Here is a 19,017-nt window from a genome sequence, read left to right as displayed (position 1 = left end):
AAACGCCGTTGTCTCGCGGACAATGTCCGCTCAATCGGGTGGTGCGCTCTTGGAGCGATTGCCACTCGACCGGGGAGCGCCAACTCCGGCACCGGCCTTGGCACCCCCGTCCTTCTTGGTGGTGCTTCCCCCGTTTGCCTGCGCGACCGGCGACGGCGCCTCGAAGGCCTCCAGCGCGGACAGCACGTCCTGCACGCGGGAGATCTCCGTGTTGATGTCCTTGCGGCGGCGCACCAGCTCGTCCAACTCGCGACGGCCCTCGTCGGTGACCCGCTTCGCCTCGGCCCGTGCCTCGGCGAGCAGCCGCTCGGCCTCCGCCTTCGCCAGCTCGACCTGCTCGTCCGCGGCCTCGTCGGCGGCCCGCAGCCGCTTCTCCACCTCGGTCGCCGCCGAGTCGAGCCGCTCCTCCGCCTCGTCCTGGGAGGACTTCAGCTTCGCCTCGGCCTTGATGATCAGTGCCTCGGCGCGGCTGGTCGAGTCGGAGAGCTTGGTCTCGGCCTCCTTGAGCAGGCCCTCGGCCTTGCGCACGGCCGAGATCCGGACCTTGCTGGCCTCCGCGGACGCCTCCGAGGTCAGCTCGTTGGCGCGGTCCTCGGCGCCCGTGACCAGCGCCGCCGCCCGCTCCTCGGCCTCGGCGACGGTGGCGACCGCCTGCTCCTCGGCCTCGGTCAGCTGCTCCTGGGCGGCCGTCACCAGCGCGTCCACCCGCTCGCCGGCCGACTTCATGGCCTGCGCGTTCTCCTTGCGGGCGCGCTCGTGCAGGGCCTCGACCTCGGCGTCGGTGCGCTCGCGGAGCTCCTCGGCACGCTCACGGATCGCCGTGGCGTCCCGGCGGGCCTCGGAGAGCAGCGCGTCGGCGTCGGCCCGGCCCTTCTCGACCGCGTCCTGACCGGCCGCCTCGCCGGTCCCGACCAGCCGGTCGGCCTCCTTGCGGGCGGCCGCGACCATCGCGTCCGCCTGCTCCTCGGCGGCGGCCGTGGTGGCCAGCGCGGTGGTCTGGGCGTCCTCACCGAGCGACTCGGCGTCCGCGAAGGCCTTCTCCAGGACCGACTTCGCCTGGTCGCGGGTGGCCTTGTCGAAGTGCTCGGCGGCCTCGCGGATCTCGGCGTCGAAGGCGTCGGCACGGGCGTGGGTCGCCGTGTCGTAGTCGTCCGCGAGGCTGCGGGTGGCGAACGCGTACTCCTCGGCCTCGGCACGCAGCTGGGCGGCGAAGTCCTCCGCCTCGGCGACCAGCGCGGCCGACCGGTCCCCGGCGGCGGCCACCGTCCGGGCGGCCAGTGCCTCGGCCTCGGCGCGCTGCTGCTCGGCGGCCTCCTGGGCGGCGTGCAGCTCGGCCTCGGCGTCGGCCCGCACTTGCTGGTCGTAGGCGTGCGCCTCGGCGTGGCGGCGGGACAGCTCGGCGTCGGCGGCCTCCCGCTCGGCGGTCAGCTCAAGCTCGGTCTGCTCACGCAGGGCGGCCGTCTCGGCGGCGGTCCGGGCGCGCAGGTCGGCGGTCTCGCGGTCGGCGAGCGCCCGCTGCTCGGCGGTCTCGCGGTCGGCCAGGGCCCGCTGTTCGGTGGTCTCGCGGTCGGCGGCGTCGTGCAGCTCGGCCACCGCGCGGTCGGTGCGCTCGCGCAGCTCGGTCGTCTCGCGGTCGGCGAGCGCCCGCTGCTCGGTGGTCTCCCGGTCGGCGGTGTCGCGCAGGTCCGCGGCGGCCTGCTCGGCCCGCTCCCTGACCTCGGCGGCCTCCCGCTCGGCGGCGGCCCGCAGATCGGCGATCTGCTGCGAGGCGGTCGCGTGCAGGCCGGCCACCGACTGGCGGACCTCGGCGGCCTCCTCCTCGGCGGCCTCGATCAGCGCGGCGGCCTCCAGATCGGCGGCGGCGATCAGGTCCTCGCCGTCCAGACGGGCCTGCTCCAGCACCTCGCCCGCCTCGGCGCGGATCGAATCGGCGGTGGCGCGGGCCTCGGACAGCTCCCGGCCGGCCTCGGCGCGGACCGTCCCGGCCTGCTCGTCGGCCAGCGCCAGCTCGGCCTCGGCCCGCTCGCGCACCTCCTTGGCGGCCTTCTCGGCCTCGGCCCGGCGCCGCTCGGCGGCGGCCCGGGCGGCCTCCAGCGTCTGCTCGGCCTCGGCCCGCAGCCGGGCGGTCTCGGCGGTGGTGCGGTCGGTGAGTTCGGTGGCGGCTTGTTCGGCTTCGGTGCGGACGCGGGTGGCGTGTGCGTCGGCGGCCTCGCGCAGTGCCGTGGTTTCGGTGGCGGTGCGGTCGGTGAGTTCGGTGGCGGCCTGCTCCGCCTGCTCACGGGCCGCCGTGGCGGCGGCCAGGTGCTCGGCGGTCTCCTCGCGCTCCCGCTGCAGACCGGCGGACGCCTCCTCGCGTTCGCGCCGGCTCTCCTCGCGCAGCGCCTCGGCGGCGGCCTCGGCCTCGGCCCGGCTCCGGGCGACCTCGGTGTCGGTCTCGGTCCTCAGCCGCTCCGCGTCGGCGACGGCGGCGTCCCGGACGGAGGTCGCCTCGGCCTCCGCGTCGGCCCGCAGGACCTCCGCGGCGGTGCCCGCCTCGGCACGCACCCGCTGGTCGAACTCGTGTGCCTCGCGGCGCAGTTCGGCTGTCTCGCGCTCGGCGGCGGCCCGGTTCTCGGCAGCCGCGGCCTTGGCCGCGGTGAGCGCGCCCCGGCCCTGCTGCTCGGCCGTGGCCGTGATCTTCGCGGCCTCCGTGCGGGCCCGCTCCAGGGTCTGCTCGGCCCGCCCCTGGGTCTCGGCGGCCTGCTCCTTGGCCTGCGCGCGCAGGCGCTCGATCTCGCCGGCCGCGCCCGCGCGGAGCTCGTCCGCGTCGGACTTGGCCTTGGTGAGCAGCTCCTCGGCGTTCTTCGCCGACTCCTCGATCTGCAGGGCGGCCTGCCGGCGGGCCTCGCCGCGCACCCGGTCGGCCTCGGCGGCGGCCTGGGCGCGAAGCTCCTCGGCCTCGGCGCGCAGCCGCGCGGCCTCGTCCTGCATCTCCTGGATCCGCTCGCGGATGGCGGCGGCGTCGTCCAGGGCGGCGTTCTGGGCGGCCTCGACGGCCGCCCGGGCCTGCTCGCGCAGCCGCTCGGCCTCGGCGGCGGCCTCGGTGCGGATCCGTTCGGCCTCGGTGGTGGCCTCGGTGCGGGTCGCCTCGACGTCCCGGCCGGCCCGGGCCAGCATCTCCTCGGCGGTCTTGGCGGCCTTGGCCAGGTGGACGGCGGCGTCCTTGGCGCCGGCGGCCCGGCCGGCCTCCTCGGCCTCGCCGCGCAGCCGCGCGGCGGTGGCCTCGGCGTGCGCCCGAAGCTCGGCGACGTCCCGCTCGGCCTGGCCGCGCAGCTCGGCGATCGCGGCCTCGGCCTCGGCGCGCAGCTGTCCGGCCACCGACTCGGCGGTGGCGCGCAGCCGCTCGCTCTCCTCGGAGGCGGCGGCCTTGGCGGCTTCCGCCTGGGCCTGCTTGGTGGAGGCTTCGGCGCGGATCGCCTCGGCCTCCTTGGTGGCCTGGGCGACCATCCGGGCGACCTCGGCCCGGGCGGTCTGCGAGCGCTGCTCGCTGGCGGCCTCGCCGTCGGCGACCTTCCGCTCGGCGGCGGCCTCGGCGTCGGCCTGGAGCTGCTCGGCGGCGACCTCGGCCCGGGCCCGCAGTTCGGCGGCCTCCTGGCGGGCCCGCTCGGCCTCGGCGATCGCCTCGGCGCGCAGCCGCGCTATCTCCGCCTGGGCGTGGGCGAGCGCCTGCTCGGCGCGGGCCTGCTCGGCGGAGGCCTCCTCCTTGAGCCGGCCGATCTCGGCGTGGGCGACGGTCAGCTGCTGTTCGGCGGCGACGTGCGCGGCGGCCAGCTGCTGCTGGGCTTCGCCGCGGGCGGCGTCGACGTCGGCGGCGGCCTGGGCGCCGGCCTGCTGGGCCTGCTCGGAGGCGGCGCGCAGCATCCGCTCGGCGTCGGTGTGGGCGCGCTGGAGGGCGGCCTCGGCGGCGGCGTGGGCCTCGCCGCGGGCGGCGTCGACGTCGGCGGCGGTCTGCGCCCGGGCCTGGTCGGCCAGGGCGGTGGCCTCGGCGCGGGCAGCGGCCATCATCCGGTCGGCCTCGGCGCGGGCGTCCTGGAGGAGGCGCTGGGCCTCCTGCTCGGTGCCGGCCCGGGTCTGCTCGGCCCAGTTGACGTTCTCGTTGACGTGCTGTTCGGCGCTGCGCCGCAGCTCGGCGAGCTCGTCCTCCAGCTGGCGGCGGCGGGCGGCCAGCTCGGCCTCCAGCCGGGCCGTGCGCTCGGCGGCCTCGGCCATGATGCGCTGGGTGGCGGCCTGGGAGTCGCGAAGCTGGCGTTCCGCGTCGGCGCGCAGCTGCTGCGCCTGCATCTCGGCAGTGCGGAGCATCTGCTCGGCCTGGCCGGAAACGGCGTCGAAAGCGCGCGGCTGGGCCAGCATGCGACGGGACTCGTGCAGCTTGGCCCGGAGTACCTCTACCTGGTAGGCGAGGTCCTCGGCATGCTCGACTGCCTTTTCCCGTTCCTTCCGAGTCCGATCCATGTCGGCCTCGAACTGGGAGAGGTGGTCGTCAACCTCGTAGCGGTCGTAGCCCCGCACTCCGCGGTCCCATCCATCTCCTGGTCGCGTCCTCGACCCGGCCGGTCCGGTGCTCCCGTTGTCCGGGCGCTGGTCCGACTGGTCCTTGCATCCGCGCTCGTGCGGGCGGCCCCGTCCTTGGGGGCACCTGCCGCGGTCGTGGGAGTCCGGGGCTTGGGAGCGCGGTCGATCCGCGTTCCCCCGTCCGGGTGGACTCCTGGGCGAACTCTTGCCTTGTGGAGAATGGTGACAGATCCGTCTTGCGACTGTTCAGCCGTGCCCGCGAAATGGACTCCCCTGCGACGGGCCTCCCACCGGGGCGGACGGGCCTGTCTTCGGCCGTGCCCGTCGTCCCCGTCCCCCGGAGTCTTCGCGCACCTGGGCATTGTAGTGGGAGCGCCTTGCGGGGGAATGGCCGCGTGGGGGTTTTCCGGCTCGCCGCCCGAGGTTACCGACGGGTCATGAGCGTGGAGGGGCGGTGGCGCGGCGGCGGACGGGCGTCCGGGGGGCCCGGGGAGTGCCGGAGGAGTCGCCGGGAACGGGGCCGGGGAGAGGCGCCGAAGTGGCCGGGAAGCGGCGGGGAGGAGCCGGGTGCCGCCGCCCGGCGGCACCCGGCGTCGCTCAGTGGGCCTCGTGCTCGCCCGGCTTCGCGGCGGTGACCAGCTCGGTCAGTACGCCGCCGCAGTCCTTCGGGTGCAGGAAGGTGATCCGGGAGCCCATCGAGCCGATCCGCGGCTCCTCGTAGAGGACCCGGACGCCCTTGGCGCGGATCTCCTCGGAGTCGGTGTCCACGTCGGCGGTGCCGAAGGCGATGTGGTGGACGCCCTCGCCGTTCTTCGCCAGCCACTTGCCGACCGGGGAGTCCTCGCGGATCGGCTCCAGCAGCTGGAGGTAGGAGGCGCCGCCGTCGCCGGTGTCGTTGATCTTGAGCATGGCCTCGCGGACGCCCTGCTCCTCGTTGACCTCGCTGTGGAACACCTCGAAGCCGTAGGTGGAGCGGTAGAACTCGACCGTCTTGTCGAGGTCGTGGCAGGCGATGCCGATGTGGTCGATACGGGTCAGCACGGTGGCCTCCGGATGCGGCGCGGGTGACAGGACGGCAACAGTGCAGCGCATGCGGGTCCGCGGCGCCAGCGATCCCGGTGCGAGCCTGCTCACACGGGAGGCCCGGCGGCAAGGGTTCACCCGGACCGGGTTGACACGGTGTTGACTGGAGGGTGCCAGTGCGCTCGATCACACGGTCGGTCCGGTGACGGGCGGGTAGCAGGTCAGTACATTGAGCGGCATCCTCACCTGGCCACGACGTGCGAAGGGGCCCGTCCTATGACCAACACCACCTCTGTGATCGTTGCCGGTGCACGGACCCCGATGGGTCGGCTGCTCGGTTCGCTCAAGGGCTTTTCCGGCGCCGAACTCGGCGGCTTCGCGATCAAGGCGGCGCTGGAGCGGGCCGGTGTCACGGGCGACCAGGTCCAGTACGTGATCATGGGCCAGGTGCTGCAGGCCGGCGCCGGCCAGATCCCGGCCCGCCAGGCCGCCGTCAGGGCCGGTATCCCGCTGAGCGTCCCCGCGCTCACCATCAACAAGGTGTGCCTCTCGGGTCTGGACGCCATCGCCCTGGCCGACCAGCTGATCCGGGCCGGCGAGTTCGACATCGTGGTGGCGGGCGGCCAGGAGTCCATGACCAACGCCCCGCACCTGCTGCCGAAGTCCCGCGAGGGCTACAAGTACGGCGCGATCGAGCTGCTCGACTCGATGGCCCACGACGGCCTGACCGACGCCTACGAGAACATCCCGATGGGCGAGTCCACCGAGAAGCACAACGCCCGGCTGGGCATCCCGCGCGAGGTCCAGGACGAGATCGCGGCCGCCTCGCACCAGCGCGCCGCCAAGGCCCAGGCGGACGGCGTCTTCGACGCCGAGATCGTCCCGGTGGCCGTCCCCCAGCGCAAGGGCGAGCCGGTCCTGTTCAGCCAGGACGAGGGCATCCGCGCCGACACCACCGCCGAGGGCCTGGCCCGGCTGCGCCCGGCCTTCACCAAGGACGGCACCATCACCGCCGGCACCTCCTCGCAGATCTCGGACGGCGCCGCGGCCGTGGTCGTGATGAGCAAGGCCAAGGCCGAGGAGCTGGGCCTGAGCTGGATCGCCGAGATCGGCGCGCACGGCAACGTCGCGGGCCCGGACAACTCGCTGCAGTCGCAGCCGTCCAACGCGATCCGGCACGCGGTCGCCAAGGAGGGCATCGCCGTCGGGGACCTCGACCTGATCGAGATCAACGAGGCCTTCGCCGCCGTCGCCCACCAGTCGACCAAGGACCTGGGGGTGTCGTCGGAGATCGTCAACGTCAACGGCGGCGCGATCGCGCTCGGGCACCCGATCGGCATGTCCGGCGCACGGGTGGTGCTGCACCTCGCGCTGGAGCTCCAGCGCCGCGGCGGCGGTGTCGGCGCGGCCGCGCTCTGCGGTGGCGGCGGCCAGGGCGACGCGCTGATCGTCCGGGTTCCCAAGGCCTGACCCGTCACAGGAAACCCACTCAGGGGCTGCGGACCGCCACAAGCGGGCCGCAGCCCTTCGGCGCAAGGAGCAGCTACCCATGATCGATGTGCCGACGCTGGTCGAGCAGGCCCGGCAGGGCCGTCCGCGGGCGGTAGCCCGACTGATCTCGCTGGTCGAGAACGCCGCACCCGAACTGCGCGAGGTGATGGCCGCGCTGGCGCCGTACGCCGGGCGCGCCTACACCGTCGGGCTGACCGGCTCGCCGGGCGTGGGCAAGTCCACCTCCACCTCGGCGCTGGTCTCCGCCTACCGGCGGCTGGGCAAGCGGGTGGGGGTGCTGGCGGTCGACCCGTCCTCGCCGTTCTCCGGCGGCGCGCTGCTCGGGGACCGGGTCCGGATGCAGGACCACGCGACCGACCCCGAGGTGTTCATCCGCTCGATGGCCACCCGGGGCCACCTGGGCGGCCTCTCCTGGACCGCCCCGCAGGCGCTGCGCGTGCTCGACGCGGCCGGCTGCGACGTCATCCTGGTCGAGACGGTCGGTGTCGGCCAGTCCGAGGTGGAGATCGCCGCGCAGGCCGACACCACCGTGGTGCTGCTCGCCCCCGGCATGGGCGACGGCATCCAGGCCGCCAAGGCCGGGATCCTGGAGATCGGCGACCTCTTCGTGGTCAACAAGGCCGACCGGGACGGCGCCGACGCCACCGCCCGGGAGCTGAACCACATGCTCGGCCTCGGCGGGCCGCGCGAGCCGGGGGACTGGCGGCCGCCGATCGTGAAGACCGTCGCGGCCCGGGGCGAGGGCGTGGACGAGGTGGTCGAGGCGCTGGAGAAGCACCGCGCCTGGCTGGACGAGCACGGTGAGCTGGCCGTGCGCCGCCGCCGCCGGGCGGCCGACGAGATCGAGGCGATCGCGCTGGCCGCGCTCCGCGCCCGGATCGGCGACCTGCGCGGCGACCGGCACCTGACGACCCTGGCCGAGCGGGTGGTGGCCGGGGAGCTGGACCCGTACGGGGCGGCCGACCGGCTGGTCGCGGGGCTCACGGCGGCCTGACCGGTCCGTGCGGAAGGCCGGCACCCCTCGTGCGGGGCGCCGGCCTTCGGCCCGCGCGGCGGTTCGTTCCGTCCCGCGCGGCGGTTCCGTGTCGCGCGGTGGTTCGGGGGCCGGGTCAGGAACGGCCGCGGAGCCCGCGCAGGTGCTCGGCCACCGGGGCGAGCGCCTCGTACATCGCGTCCAGCTGCTCGGGCGTGAAACGGTCGATGAAGTGCGCCCGGACGCTGCGGACGTGGTCCGGGGCGACCCGCTGCATGGTCTCCCAGCCCTGCTCGGTGAGGTGGGCGTACAGGCCGCGGCGGTCGCCCGGACACTCCTGCCGCAGCACCAGGCCGGCGTTCTCCATCCGGGTGATCTGGTGCGAGAGCCGGCTCTTGGACTGGAGGGTCGCGGTGGCGAGGTCGGTCATCCGCATCCGGCGCTCGGGGGCTTCGGAGAGCACGACCAGGATCTCGTAGTCGTTGATCGCCAGGCTGTGCGGCTGGAGTTCGCGGCCGAGCTGGTAGTCGAGCAGCTTGGCGACCTCCAGGTGGGCCCGCCACAACCGCTGCTCCCGGGAGGACAGCCAGGGGGTCTCCTCCTCGGGGCCCGCGGGCTGCGAGGAGGAGACGTCGGCCGGGGCGATCGTGTGCGTGTCCATGGACACAGCATACCCCAATTAGTTCAATGTTGTACGAATTTACCGGCGTTCACGAACGCCGGCGTACGGATCCGGCCAGGGCGGCTCAGAGTCCGAAGCGGCGTCCGAGGTCGCCCAGGTTACCGAGGCCCGGCACGTTCGGGCCCCCGTGGCCCTGGGCGTGCTGCGGCGGCACCCCGCCCATCGGCACGCCGGCCTCGGCGTGCACCTGGCCGACCGCGCGCTCGGCCATCAGCACCTCGGTCGACTGCAGCAGCACCTGGCCGGCGCCGATGAACTCGAACTGGTGCTCCTCGCCGGACGCCCCGCCCAGCCCGGTCAGCCGGCGGATGCCGCCGATCACCCCGTGCATGTAGTCGTGGTCGTAGTGGTGGCACGGCGCCGGGCAGTCCGCCCAGCCCACCAGTGCCTGCGGGTCCACCCGGATCGGCGGCTCGACGAAGTGCACCGGTCCGTTGGAGGCGGCGACGAACTTGCCGCTGCCGATCAGGGTGAGGAACCCGGGGATGATCGACTGCTTGAGCCGCAGTGTGGGCTCGTACGCGAGGAGGTTGCCCGAGCGGACCGTCAGGTTGCCCTCCTCCAGGTCGTAGGAGTTCAGGTCGAAGGCGCGGTCGGCCAGCAGCAGCTTGCCCCGGCCCTCGGCGACCACCCAGTCCGCCGCGTGCATCGGCGAGTTGAAGTGCTGCCCGAGCATCCGGTCGATCGCGCCGGCGCCGACGCCCTTGAAGGAGATGTCGCCGTAGTAGGCGATCATCTTGCCCTTCTGCAGGAAGTACGACCCGTTGAGGTCCACCGAGAAGGCGTACGGGTTGACGTTGTCGTTGACCGGCAGGCTGTGCACGTCGTGCACCACCGGGCCGGAGCCGTCCTGGGCCTTGGGCAGCGGGGCCTGGGCGCCGCCGAACTGCTCCTGGGCGTACTGCTGCGGCGGCTGGGCCGGGTAGCCCTGCTGCGGGGGCGGCGGGTACCCCTGCTGCGGGTAGCCCGGCGGGGGCTGCGGCGGGTAGGGCTGTCCCTGCTGCGGGTACCCCTGCGGCGGGTAGGGCTGCCCCTGCTGGGGGTAGCCGGGCTGCGGGTAGCCGGGCTGGGTGGGCTGCCCGTACGGGTCCTGCCCGTACGGGGGCTGCGGCGGGTAGGACATCAGAGCTTCTCCTCGCTCGCCTGCACGTACACCGCGCCGTTCCCGGACAGCTCCAGCTGGAACGCCTCGCCGGAGCCGCGCCCGATCATGTCGCGCCACCCCAGCGCGGTGGACAGCTTGTTCTGGACCTGGCCGCGGTGCGCGACGTAGGCCTGCGGGTCGACGAACACCGGCTGGTGCGGGGTGATCGGCAGCTCGAAGACGCCGCCGTGCGCCATCACCGCCACCGCGCCGTGGCCGTCCAGCTTGGTGGTGAACAGGCCCTGTCCGGTCACCTGGCCGCGGACCATGCCCATCACGCCGCCCTGCGAGCCCATGAACATGGTGGACTGCTGGAGCGAGCCCTCGAAGGCCAGCAGCCGGTCCGCCTCGACGTACAGGGTGTCGCCGGTGAGGTCGATGACCTGCACGTGGTGGCCGCCGTGGCCGAACATCACGCTGCCGTGGCCCTCGACGCTCATCAGCGGGGTGTCCTCGTTGGCCACCCGGCGGCCGATCATCGACATGACCCCGCCCTGCCCGCCGGTGATGTTCGGCGTGAACCGGACCTCGCCGCGGTACGCGAGCATCGCGCCGCGCTGGCTGAACAGCCGCTGGCCGGGAACGACCACGGCTTCGATCATCTTGCTGTTGATCTTCGTGAACGCCATCAGACGTCGCCCCCGACGGTCAGCTTCTCGGACGGCTGCACGTAGACCAGGCCCTCGCCGGCGAACTCGACCTGCACGGCCTCGCCGCCGCCCTCGCCGATGAAGGTGCTCCAGCCGGCGCCCGACTTGATGGAGCGGTTGAGGTTGCCGGTGTGCGCCACGTACGCACCCGGGTCGACCCGCAGGGGCATGCCCTGGGTGACCCGGAGGATGATCGCCGGCCCCTTGGAGGTGACCGCGGCCCAGCCGTGGCCCTCGACCTTGGTGGTGAACAGGCCGTTGCCGGAGGAGACGCCGTTCAGTCCGGTGAAGCTGGTACCGGTCTTCAGCGTCGCCTCGGTGCAGAGCAGGTTGTCGGACTCGACGTACAGCGTCTCGCCGTTCAACCGCACGAGGTTGATCTCGGTCGCGCGGTCGGCGAAGTAGCAGGTGCCCTGTCCCTTCACCTCCATGACCGTCATCTGCTCGCCGGTCAACCGGCGGGTCACCATGCCCCGTAGGCCGTCGCCGCCGCCGCTGAGCTTCTTGAAGCCCATCTGGCCGGTGTACGCGACCATTGAGCCGTTTCTGGCCTTCACGGCGTCGCCCGTCATGTCGACGGCGAGCACCTTGGACCCCTGGAGTCGAAACTGTGCCACGGGCGCAATCTAGCGGGCCGCGGGCGGCCCGGGGGAGGGGGTGGGGGTGTTCTGGTACGCATCTGGGACAAAGCGGGGGTCCGGACTCCGCTCCGGACCCGGCTCCGCACCCCTGCGCCGCACCCCTGCTCCGGACCCCGGCCGAGGACCCGGACATGTGCTCGGTGATAATGGGCCGGACGCTTGTGAGTCGATTCACAAGTGATCTCCGACCCCCGCATCGAGGTACCCATCGTGAACAGCAGCGCCGTCCACCGCCTGCGCCTGGTCTCCGGCCCCGAAGGGGTCTCCTTCCTCCTCCTGCTGCTGTGCTCGGTGCTGAAGCGCACCACCAGCTTCAACGGCGTGCCCGTGATGGGCATGATCCACGGGATCCTCTTCATCCTGTACGTGGTCTTCTGGATCATGGCCTGGCAGGCGCAGAAGTGGGACGTCAAGCGCGGCGCCGTGCTGTTCATCCTTTCGGTGCTCCCCGGCGGCGGCTTCGTCGCCGAGCGCATGCTCGCCAAGGAGGAGCGCGCCGGCGGCCCGGTCGGGAAGCCCGTCACGGCCTGAGCCGCCGACCGGTCCGACCCCGCCGCGAACGCCGACAGGCTGCCGGGGCCCCCTCTCCCAGTGGGCCCCGGCAGCCTGTCGCTTTTCCGGGAGTGGTCCGGTGGCGACTAGTTGACGTTCACCGCTAGTTGACGTTCACCGCGCTCCAGGCCGCGGCCACGGTGTTGTACTCGGTGCTGCCGGCGCCGTAGAGGTCCTTGGCGGCGTTCAGCGTGCCGGTGCGGGCCGCCTTGTAGTTGGTGCTGGAGGTGAAGTAGGTGGTCAGCGCGCGGTACCAGATCGCCCCGGCCTTGGCGCGGCCGATGCCGGTGATCGTGGAGCCGTTGGAGGTCGGGCTGTTGTAGCTGACGCCGTTGATCACCTTGGCGCCGCTGCCCTCCGAGAGGAGGTAGAAGAAGTGGTTCGCGACGCCCGAGGAGTAGTGGACGTCGATGCCGCCGATGCCGGAGTACCAGGAGTCCTTGGACGAGCCGTCCTTGGAGGGCTTGTCCAGGTAGCGCAGCGGCTGGCCGTTGCCGAAGATGTTGATCTTCTCGCCGATCAGGTAGTCCGGCACGTCCACCGGCAGATTGGCGTACCACTCGACCAGGGTGCCGAAGATGTCCGAGGTGGCCTCGTTGAGGCCGCCGGACTCGCCGGAGTAGGTGAGGTTGGCGGTGGCGGAGGTGACGCCGTGGGCCATCTCGTGGCCGGCCACGTCGATGGCGGTCAGCGGGTTCGAGTTGCCGGTGCCGTCGCCGTAGGTCATGCAGAAGCAGGAGTCCTGCCAGAACGCGTTGACGTACGCGTTGCCGTAGTGGACCCGGCTGCTCGCGCCGACACCGTTGTTCTTGATGCCGTTGCGGTTGAAGGTGTTCTTGAAGTAGTCCCAGGTGGCGCTGGCACCGAACTGCGCGTCCACCGCGGCCGACTGGGTGTCGGAGGCGAGGCCGTTGCCCCAGTTGTTGTCCGCGTCGGTGTACAGCGCGTTGCCGTTCTTCGCGTTCCCGGTCCACTGGTTGCCCCGGGACGCGTCCTTGAGCTGGTAGGTGGAGCCGCTCTGGGTGGTGGTCAGGGTGACCGAGCCGACGTGGACGCCCTTGCCGGTGCCGGTCGCGGTCTGCACCTCCTCGTGGGTGGAGAGCACCTTGCCGCTGGCGGCGTCGGTGATCAGCCGCTGGCTGCTCGGGGTGCCGTCGGCCCGCTCGCCGTGGACCACCGTCTGGTAGGCGAGGCGGGGGCTGCCGTCGCCCGCCCAGACGACCAGGGTGGGCGGGCTCGCGCCGTCGACCCGGCTGACCGGGATCTCGTCCGCGTCGGCGGCGATGCCGACGGTGGCCCGGACCGAGTCGACCGCCTGGGTGGAGGCCGTGCCGGCGGAGAGCGCGGGGGTGAGGCTCGGCAGCGAGAGCCGGCCGTCGAAGGCGCGGTCGACGGAGGTGATCGTCCCGTTGGCCTTCTGGTGCACGATCAGGTCGCCGCCGAGCACCGGCAGGCCGGCGAACGTCCGGTCGTAGCGCAGGTGCCGGGTGCCGTTGGCGTCGACGATGGCGTCCTTGACGACCAGCGTCTCCTGGCCGCCGAGCGCGAGGGCCTGGGCGAGCGGCGCGGCCTGCTGGCCGGCCAGGGCGATCAGGGCTTCCCGCTGCTGGACCGGCGCGGGGGGCGCGGCCTGGGCGGGGGCGGCGGCGACCTGGATGGCGCCGGCCAGCAGAGCGGTGGCGGAGAGTACGGCGCCGGCTGTCAGCTTTCGCTTCACGTACGGGGTTCCTTCCACGAAACCGCGGGTGCGCGGTCACGCCGCATACCGGGGCACCGGGGTTGGCGCCGTGGGGCGGTAGGGCGTTGACGTGCTGTCCCGTGCGGCCTGGCGGTCCGTCGATGGGTGGGGGCGACGGCCGCCCGACGGGGCGTGGTCAGAAGCATGACAATGCAGGTTGTGAAAGAACAGGGTGCGGCCGGCGATTGGCCAGGTCCCGCCACGCGCAGGTGCGGGAGGTGACGGAGCGCCGAGTGTCCGGTTCGGGACGGTTCGTCCGGCTGGCGGGATCCCGCCAGCCGACGGGCCTTGCCGGGCCCGGCGGCCGTTGCTACCGCGCGCCCGTGCCCGCGCCCCCGGCGCTCGCGCGTACGGGCGGCGCGTGGACGCCCGGCGGCCGCCGGTGGCGGAGGTCCGGGAACGCCGGACGCCCGGGGCCTCCCCTCCCAGTGAGGACCCCGGGCGCCCGGCACGCGGACGTCAGTTGACGTTGACGCCGCTCCACGCGGCGGCCACCGCGTTGTACTCGGTGCTGCCGGCGCCGTAGAGGTCCTTGGCGGCGCTGAGGGTGCCGGCGCGGGCCGCCTTGTAGTTGGTGGTGGAGGTGAAGTAGACGGTCAGCGCGCGGTACCAGATCGCCGCGGCCTTGGTGCGGCCGATCCCGGTGACGGTCGAGCCGTTGGAGGTCGGGCTGTTGTAGCTGACGCCGTTGATCACCTTCGCGCCGCTGCCCTCGGCCAGCAGGTAGAAGAAGTGGTTGCCGACGCCCGAGGAGTAGTGGACGTCCAGGCTGCCGACGCCCGAGGACCAGGAGTCGGCCGATCCGCCGTCCCTGGAGGGCTTGTCCATGTAGCGCAGCGGCGTGCCGTCGCCGTTGATGTCGATCTTCTCGCCGATCAGGTAGTCCGGCTTGTCGGCGGGGAGGTTGGCGTACCACTCGACCATGGTGCCGAAGATGTCCGAGGTGGCCTCGTTGAGGCCGCCGGACTCGCCCGAGTAGTTGAGGCCGGCGGTGGCCGAGGTGACGCCGTGGGTCATCTCGTGGCCCGCGACGTCCAGTGCGGTCAGCGGGTGCGTGTTGCCGTCGCCGTCGCCGTAGGTCATGCAGAAGCAGGAGTCGTTCCAGAACGCGTTGACGTAGTTCTTGCCGTAGTGGACGCGGCTGGTGGCGCCGACGCCGTTGTTCTTGATGCCGTTGCGGCCGAAGCTGTTCTTGTAGTAGTCCCAGGTGGCCGCGGCGCCGAACTGCGCGTCCACGGCGGCCGACTGGCGGTTGGCGGCGGTGCCGTCGCCCCAGGTGTTGTCGGCGTCGGTGAGCAGCGTGCCCGACCCGGAGGTCCTGCCCTTGAGGTCGCTGGTGGACTGTCCGCCGCGGGAGGCGTCCTTCAGCGAGTAGCCGCCGCTCGCGGTGGAGGTGGTCAGCGGGACGTTGCCGACGAAGACGCCGGTGCCGGTGCCGGAGGCGGTCTGCACCTGCTCGTGGCTGGAGAGCACCTGACCGGTGGCGGCGTCGGTGACCAGCAGCTGGCTGCTCGGGGTGCCGTCGGCGCGGAGGCCCTCGACGGTGGTCCGGTACGCCAGGCGCGGGTTGCCGTCGGCGGCCCAGACGACCAGCTGGGCGGCGCCCGCCCGGCGGACCTCGGTCACCGGGGACTCGTCCTTGTCGGCGGCTATGCCGACGGTGGACTGCACCGCGCCGGTGGCCTGCGAGGCGGCCTGGTCGGCGGGGATCCCGGGGGTCAGGCTGGGCACCGAGATCTGCGCGGCGACGGCCTTGTCGACCGCCTTCACCGCGCCGTCGGGCGCCTGGTGCACCACCAGGTCGCCGCCGAGCACGGGGAGGCCGGCGAAGGTGCGCTCGAAGCGGAGGTGTCGGGTGCCGTTGGCGTCCACGACGGCGTCCTTGGCGACCAGCGTCTCCTGGCCGCCCAGGGCGAGCGCCCCGGCCAGCGGGCCGGACTGGCCGCCCGCCAGCGCGATCAGGTCGGCGCGGTGCTGCGCGGCCTGCGCCTGGGCGGACGGGGTCGGGGTGGCCTGGGCCGCGGTGCTCACCTGGATGACGCCGGTGAGGAGGGCGGTGGCGGAGAGTACGGCGCCGGCTGCGAGCTTTCGCTTCACGTACAGGTCCTTCCGGAAAACCGCGTGTGCGCGGTCGCACCTCGCTCCGGGGTGCCGGGGTTGGCACCTGAGGGGCGGAACGGGCGCTGACGTGCTGCTCCGTGCGGTCCCCGGCGGTCACCGGTGAGTGGGGGCGGTGATCGCCGGACGGGGCTGGGCGAAAGCATGACAATCCAACAAGTGAAATGACAGGTCTGCTTCATCGATTGGCCAGGTCTCGCCAATGCGGCGGATCGTGAACAGGGCGACAAAAGGGGACGGATCACCCTTCGCGCGGCGGGTTACCGCCCGAACCGAGGCCTGATCCCGGGCCGGACGCCGGTTCGTCGGCCAACCACCGGACCCGGCCTGCGGGTTGGCGGGGGTTCACATCCGCGCAACGTCCTGGTCCGGACCTGGTGGACCGGCTGGCGTGATCCCGCCACGTGTCGCACTTGTCCACCATCAGGACGCCTGGTAGCACCAGCCCCACCCGCCGGTACGGTAAGGGCGTGGCCAAGCCCCTCGCACTCGACTTCGATCCGATCGCCCGCGCCGACGAGCTGTGGACCCGCCGCTGGGGAGCCGTCCCCTCGATGGCGGCGATCACCTCGATCATGCGCGCCCACCAGATCCTGCTCGCCCGCGTGGACGCGGTCCTCAAGCCGTACGGACTGACCTTCGCCCGCTACGAGGCGCTGGTGCTGCTCACCTTCAGCCGGACCGGCGAGCTCTCGCTCTCCAAGGTCGGCGAGCGGTTGATGGTCCACCCGACCAGCGTCACCAACACGGTCGACCGCCTGGAGCGGGCCGGCCTGGTCGCCCGCCGCCCCAATCCGCTGGACGGCCGCGGCGTGCTCGCGACGATCACCGCGCGCGGCCGCGAGGTCGTCGAGGAGGCCACCCGCGGGCTGATGTCGGTGGAGTTCGGCCTGGAGGAGTACGACGCGGACCAGTGCCGCGAGGTGTTCGACCTGCTGCGTCCGCTGCGGGTGGCGGCCGGCGACTTCGACGAGTCGGAGGCCGAGGGGCCTGCGCGGGGCGGGGCGTGAGGGCGGCTACCCTCGTGGGAGCGGTGCGCGGAACGGGCGTGCCCCCCGATCCTGCCGAGCGAGGCGATTGAAGATATGAAGGCGACCCCCCTGCTGGGCTGGTACCGGGCCCTGGCCATTGCGACCGGTGCGGCTCTGCTGGTGTTCTGCGGCTTCATGGTGGCGAAGTACGGCTTCGACGCGGCCGAGGACGCGACCACGTACGTGGCGATGCTGCACGGCTACCTCTACATCGGGTACTTCGTGGTGACCTTCATGCTCGGGCAGAAGCTCAAGTGGCCGCTGGGCCGGATGATCCTGACCCTGGCCGCCGGCTGCATCCCGTTCGCCTCCTTCGTCGCGGAGCGCAGGGTGGTCGCCGAGGCCGCCGCGAAGCTGCCGTCCGGTGACGCCGCCCGCCAGCCCGCGGGCGTCTGACCGCAGGTGTTCCACAGGGCGCTCTCCCCCGTCGGGGAGGGCGCCCTCGTGCGTGCCGCACCCCGTGCCGCACCCCGTTCCGTCCGAGGGCCGCCCGTCAAGCCGCCGAATTCCCCGCATGTCGTACCGGACGTCCGTCGACAATTACTAGGACGTCCGAGTAAATTAGTAGGACGTCCTAACAGCAGTGTCGCCCGCTGGTGCGGCGGCCGTACGGAGCGGAGTTCGGGGTCATGGACGCCGAGGAGATCGAGCGCGGACGTCAGCGCTGGCAGCAGCGGTACGACAGCGCCCGCAAGCGGGACGCGGACTTCACCACCCTCTCCGGGGACGAGGTCGAGCCCGTCTACGGGCCGGCCCCCGGGCAGGCCTACGAGGGATTCGAGCGGATCGGCTGGCCGGGCGAGTACCCGTACACCCGGGGCCTGCACCCGACCGGCTACCGCGGCCGGACCTGGACCATCCGCCAGTTCGCCGGCTTCGGCAACGCCCAGCAGACCAACGAGCGGTACCGGATGATCCTGGAGGCCGGCGGCGGCGGCCTCTCGGTCGCCTTCGACATGCCCACGCTGATGGGGTACGACTCCGACGACCCGAAGTCGCTCGGCGAGGTCGGCCACTGCGGCGTGGCCATCGACTCGGCCGCCGACATGGAGGTGCTGTTCGGCGGCATCCCGCTGGGCGAGGTCACCACCTCGATGACGATCAGCGGCCCGGCCGTCCCGGTCTTCTGCATGTACCTGGTCGCCGCCGAGCGCCAGGGCGTCGACCCGGCGGTGCTCAACGGCACCCTGCAGACCGACATCTTCAAGGAGTACATCGCCCAGAAGGAGTGGCTCTTCGCCCCGGAGCCGCACCTGCGCCTGATCGGCGACCTCATGCAGTACTGCGCCGAGGGCATCCCGGCGTACAAGCCGCTCTCGGTCTCCGGCTACCACATCCGCGAGGCCGGGGCCACGGCCGCGCAGGAGCTGGCGTACACCCTGGCCGACGGCTTCGGCTACGTCGAGCTGGGCCTCTCCCGGGGCATGGACGTGGACGACTTCGCGTCCGGCCTCTCCTTCTTCTTCGACGCGCACCTGGACTTCTTCGAGGAGATCGCCAAGTTCCGCGCCGCCCGGCGGATCTGGGCCCGGTGGATGCGCGACCGGTTCGGCGCGAAGACCGACAAGGCGCAGTGGCTGCGGTTCCACACCCAGACCGCCGGCGTCTCGCTCACCGCCCAGCAGCCGTACAACAACGTCGTCCGCACCGCCGTCGAGGCGCTCTCGGCGGTGCTCGGCGGCACCAACTCGCTGCACACCAACGCGCTGGACGAGACCCTGGCGCTGCCCTCCGAGCAGGCCGCCGAGATCGCCCTGCGCACCCAGCAGGTGCTGATGGAGGAGACCGGCATCACCAACGTGGCCGACCCGCTGGGCGGCTCCTGGTACGTCGAGGCGCTCACCGACCGGATCGAGCAGCAGGCCGAGGAGATCTTCCGGAAGATCCTCGACAAGGGCCGGGACGACCACGAGATCGGCCCGATCACCTCCGGCATCCTGCGCGGGATCGAGGACGGCTGGTTCACCGGCGAGATCGCCGAGGCGGCCTTCCAGTACCAGCAGGGGGTGGAGAAGGGGGAGAAGCGGGTCGTCGGCGTCAACTGCCACCCGCGCAGCGTCACCCCCGAGCTGGAGATCCTGCGGGTCAGCCACGAGGTGGAACGCGAGCAGGTGCGGGTGCTGGGCGCACGCAAGGCGGCCCGGGACGACGCCGCGGTCCGGGCCGGGCTGGACGCGATGCTGGCCGCCGCGCGGTCCGGTGCGTCGATGATCCCGCCGATGCTGGACGCGGTGCGGGCCGAGGCGACCCTGGGCGAGATCTGCAACGCGCTGCGCGACGAGTGGGGCATCTACCGGGAGACCGCCCGGTTCTGACCCCGCCCGCCCCGGCGGGCCGAGAGCCGCCCCGCACCTCCGTGTGCGTCCACGTACGGTTGGAACCGCAGTACCCGGCAACACCAC

The 19,017-nt window shown here is 72.9% G+C and carries 14 protein-coding genes; 6 read left to right on the top strand and 8 right to left on the bottom strand.

The features are described from left to right. Positions 1-30: 30 nt before the first annotated feature. Positions 31-4,548, bottom strand: a complete 4,518-nt coding sequence (locus ABZY91_RS13290; protein ID WP_355402126.1) for a hypothetical protein — start codon at positions 4,546-4,548, stop codon at positions 31-33. Between the two features lie 600 nt (positions 4,549-5,148). Then, positions 5,149-5,592, bottom strand: coding sequence for a methylmalonyl-CoA epimerase (gene mce / locus ABZY91_RS13285; RefSeq protein WP_355402182.1), 444 nt, complete (start codon positions 5,590-5,592; stop codon positions 5,149-5,151). A gap of 258 nt (positions 5,593-5,850) precedes the next feature. Here mce and ABZY91_RS13280 point away from each other — a divergent pair, with 258 nt between their 5' ends. Together ABZY91_RS13280 and meaB are read left to right on the top strand one after the other, a co-directional pair. Beyond that, positions 5,851-7,044 carry an acetyl-CoA C-acetyltransferase gene (locus tag ABZY91_RS13280; RefSeq protein ID WP_329882996.1) on the top strand — a complete coding sequence of 398 codons (1,194 nt, stop codon included), beginning with the start codon at positions 5,851-5,853 and terminating at the stop codon, positions 7,042-7,044. Positions 7,045-7,123: 79 nt separating this feature from the next. Continuing rightward, positions 7,124-8,080, top strand: coding sequence for a methylmalonyl Co-A mutase-associated GTPase MeaB (gene meaB / locus ABZY91_RS13275; RefSeq protein ID WP_329952213.1), 957 nt, complete (start codon positions 7,124-7,126; stop codon positions 8,078-8,080). 115 nt (positions 8,081-8,195) lie between these two features. Here meaB and ABZY91_RS13270 read toward each other — a convergent pair whose 3' ends face one another. From ABZY91_RS13270 to ABZY91_RS13255, 4 genes are all read right to left on the bottom strand, one after another. After that, positions 8,196-8,720: a MarR family transcriptional regulator gene (locus ABZY91_RS13270; RefSeq protein WP_329882994.1), complete on the bottom strand. Its 525-nt coding sequence runs from the start codon at positions 8,718-8,720 to the stop codon at positions 8,196-8,198. 85 nt (positions 8,721-8,805) lie between these two features. Beyond that, positions 8,806-9,606, bottom strand: a complete 801-nt coding sequence (locus ABZY91_RS13265; RefSeq protein WP_329883202.1) for an AIM24 family protein — start codon at positions 9,604-9,606, stop codon at positions 8,806-8,808. A 257-nt stretch (positions 9,607-9,863) separates the two neighbouring features. Continuing rightward, positions 9,864-10,514: an AIM24 family protein gene (locus tag ABZY91_RS13260; protein ID WP_329882993.1), complete on the bottom strand. Its 651-nt coding sequence runs from the start codon at positions 10,512-10,514 to the stop codon at positions 9,864-9,866. Further along, positions 10,514-11,152: an AIM24 family protein gene (locus tag ABZY91_RS13255; RefSeq protein WP_329882992.1), complete on the bottom strand. Its 639-nt coding sequence runs from the start codon at positions 11,150-11,152 to the stop codon at positions 10,514-10,516. Before ABZY91_RS13255 ends, ABZY91_RS13260 begins: the two co-directional genes overlap by 1 nt. Before the next feature lie 231 nt (positions 11,153-11,383). On the opposite strand from ABZY91_RS13255, the gene ABZY91_RS13250 reads away from it, so the two are divergent. Then, positions 11,384-11,707 (top strand): DUF3817 domain-containing protein, encoded by a 324-nt coding sequence (locus tag ABZY91_RS13250; protein ID WP_355402180.1) that lies wholly within the window; start codon positions 11,384-11,386, stop codon positions 11,705-11,707. Positions 11,708-11,831: 124 nt separating this feature from the next. Here the strand turns inward: ABZY91_RS13250 and ABZY91_RS13245 are convergent, their stop codons facing one another. Continuing rightward, positions 11,832-13,445: a M4 family metallopeptidase gene (locus ABZY91_RS13245; protein WP_355402124.1), complete on the bottom strand. Its 1,614-nt coding sequence runs from the start codon at positions 13,443-13,445 to the stop codon at positions 11,832-11,834. A gap of 480 nt (positions 13,446-13,925) precedes the next feature. Next, a complete protein-coding gene (locus ABZY91_RS13240; protein WP_355402122.1) occupies positions 13,926-15,563 on the bottom strand; it encodes a M4 family metallopeptidase in 1,638 nt (545 codons plus the stop codon). A gap of 491 nt (positions 15,564-16,054) precedes the next feature. Between ABZY91_RS13240 and ABZY91_RS13235 the strand changes: the two genes are divergently transcribed. The 3 genes from ABZY91_RS13235 to ABZY91_RS13225 all read left to right on the top strand — a co-directional run bounded on the left by ABZY91_RS13235 (position 16,055) and on the right by ABZY91_RS13225 (position 18,930). Beyond that, the gene (locus ABZY91_RS13235) at positions 16,055-16,594 is read left to right on the top strand and encodes a MarR family transcriptional regulator (protein ID WP_329952210.1); all 540 of its coding nucleotides are present in this window, start codon (positions 16,055-16,057) and stop codon (positions 16,592-16,594) included. A gap of 75 nt (positions 16,595-16,669) precedes the next feature. Beyond that, positions 16,670-17,011 (top strand): DUF3817 domain-containing protein, encoded by a 342-nt coding sequence (locus ABZY91_RS13230; RefSeq protein ID WP_355402119.1) that lies wholly within the window; start codon positions 16,670-16,672, stop codon positions 17,009-17,011. Positions 17,012-17,244: 233 nt separating this feature from the next. Further along, a complete protein-coding gene (locus ABZY91_RS13225; protein WP_329882987.1) occupies positions 17,245-18,930 on the top strand; it encodes a methylmalonyl-CoA mutase family protein in 1,686 nt (561 codons plus the stop codon). Positions 18,931-19,017: the final 87 nt, after the last annotated feature.

It is taken from the genome of Kitasatospora sp. NPDC002965, from assembly GCF_040611255.1.
Taxonomy (GTDB): Bacteria; Actinomycetota; Actinomycetes; order Streptomycetales; family Streptomycetaceae; genus Kitasatospora.
This window is presented reverse-complemented; position numbering and strand designations above follow the sequence as displayed.